Origin of the sequence: Citrobacter sp. wls826 (assembly GCF_005281245.1) — a bacterium.
GTDB lineage: Bacteria > Pseudomonadota > Gammaproteobacteria > Enterobacterales > Enterobacteriaceae > Citrobacter > Citrobacter braakii.
In genome coordinates this window covers 53,144-55,519 of the sequence record NZ_SZWS01000024.1, presented here as the reverse complement: position 1 = coordinate 55,519, position 2,376 = coordinate 53,144, and the positions used below count along the sequence as shown (strand labels likewise).

2 protein-coding genes are annotated in these 2,376 nt (G+C 55.0%); both read left to right on the top strand.

Features of this window, described 5'->3' with window-relative positions; genetic code table 11:
* Positions 1–929: amidohydrolase family protein (locus FDW87_RS05320; protein ID WP_252363016.1), on the top strand; the 929-nt coding region annotated here is incomplete at its 5' end.
* 10 nt (positions 930–939) lie between these two features.
* Positions 940–2,376: C4-dicarboxylate transporter DcuC (gene dcuC / locus FDW87_RS05315; protein ID WP_137379516.1), on the top strand; the 1,437-nt coding region annotated here is incomplete at its 3' end.

Genomic DNA, 2,376 nt, shown 5'->3' with positions numbered 1-2,376 from the left:
AGGCTGGATTTGCCAGCCGAACGCCAGCCGTCAAGCTACGCGATCTGATTCAGGCAGGTATTACCACGGTTGTCGGCGTGTTAGGTACCGATGCCATTTCTCGTTCGCCCAAAGACCTCTACGCCAAAATGCAGTCTCTCAACCTTGAGGGATTACGCGCATTTATGCATACGGGAGCCTACGCGGTACCCAGCCCAACCATTACGCGATCCATCCGCGATGACATGACCTTCATTCCGGCGATTCTTGGCGTCAAAATCGCCCTCGCCGATCACCGTGGTTCTTACCCCTCTTTCCAGGAATTGCTGAGAATAGTAAGCGATATCCGCGTGGCTTCCCTGCTGGCAGGCAAAAAAGGGTTACTGCATGTACATCTTGGGAATCTGCCGGAAGGGATGTCACAGCTTATTGAGCTGTGTGATGCAGGCATTCCGATTCACCACATTTCACCGACCCATGTTGCGAGAACAGCGCCCTTGTTCGAACAGGCGATTGCGTTCGCTCATCGTGGCGGCCATATCGACGTTACGTCTGGCGGTAGTCGCTTTATGCCTCAGGAGCAGGCAATCCTCCACGCTCTGGAAGCCCAGGTTCCAGCCGATCGCATCACGATCAGCTCTGATGGTAATGGCAGCGTTCCGCGCTTTAACGCCCAGGGTATTGTGGAAGGCTTAAGCGCGGCACCGGTCGCAGGTAACCTTAATCTTCTTCCTCGCTTGATTGATGTGGGGATCCCGGTGCCACAAGCGATCGCGATGTTGACGGCAAACGTTGCGCGCTCGTTGGGTATTTCCGGCGGCGTGCTCTGCGCCGGGGAACGTGCTGATATCTGTGTACTCAATGATGACCTCTCGCTGGCCCATCTGTTCGCTGCGGGTAAGCCGTTGCTGCGGGATGGCGAGTGCCTGGTTACTGGCAACTTCGAGTAAGGGGGCAAGAATGTCATTATTACTGGCGCTAATTGCCATCATTTTTGCCGGACGTCTGATCCTCAAAAAATATCACCCCCAGTCAGTGTTGCTGTTGACCGGGATTGTGCTGCTGCTTATCGCGCATTTTAGCGGGATGACCACGCTCAGTGACCTGGTGAAAAAAAGCACCGGATTCGGCCCCTTTGATGCCTTCGAGTTTATTCGCGATACCCTGAGCGTGCGCCTCGGCGGCCTTGGGCTGCAAATTATGCTGATTGGTGGTTTCGCTACATATATGTCGGCCATTGGCGCAAGCCAGGTGCTGGTTCGGGTGACATCTCGCCCTTTGCAACGCCTGAACTCACCGTATCTGCTGTTGGGGCTGGCGCTGTTGCTGGGTCAATTCCTGTCGCTGTTTATCAGCAGCGCCACCGGGCTGGGTCTGCTGTTGATGGCGACGCTCTACCCGCTGCTGACCCGTCTTGGCTGTAGCCGCGCTGCCGTTGCCGCCGTTATCGCCAGTACCTGTGCGGTTGAATTTGGTCCAGGTTCCGGCAACTCGGTTCTCGCCGCCAAAACCGCAGGCATCGAGGTGGTGAACTATTTCGTGCAGGATCAGTTGCCGATCGTCGTCCCCGTTATTCTGTTCATCGCCCTGTTACATATTGTTGTGCAACGCTTTTTCGACCATCGGGAAAGCAGTGACGGTGTGGCTCAGCAGATGCAGACATTAACGTCGACCGATGAAACTGAAGCACCGATCGCCTGGCTTTTTCTGCCCATGCTACCTCTGGTGTTGATGCTGGTGTGCAGTGATTTAGTATTCAGTTCGCTCAAAATTACGCTGGATACCGCCGTACTGATAAGCCTCGCCATTACCCTGGTTTGTGAGTATTGCCGTCATCGTAAGGCGCGCGAGGTGATGGCAGGCGTACAAAAAGTCTTTGACAGCATGGGCAGCGTTTTTGCCACCGTCGTCACGCTGATTATCGCCGGTGAAGTCTTTTCAGCCGGACTGAAAGCTATTGGCGCCGTCGATGCGCTGCTGTCGCTTTCCGGTGAATTTGGCCTCAGCGCCGCCTCTATTATCCTGCTGATGACCCTGATCACCTTTGCAATTTCAGCGCTAATGGGCTCAGGAAATGCCGCGTTTTTCTCCTTCGCCCCAATGGTACCGGACATCAGCCGTCATATCGGTAGCGACATCGCAGTCATGATGTTGCCTATCCAGATATCGGCGGGTATTGGTCGTACGTTATCCCCCATTGCCGGCGTCATCATTGCTATCGCGGGAATTGCAGGCGTCTCACCTGTGGATATTGTTAAGCGCACCGCGATTCCGATGCTGGGCGGTTGGTTACTGATGATTGCGCTGACCTTTGCCCGGTCAGGGCATTTGCTGGCGGTTCTGCCGTGGCTGGCAGTCCTTGTAATATTAATGATCGGTGGTTACTTCTGGCAGCGC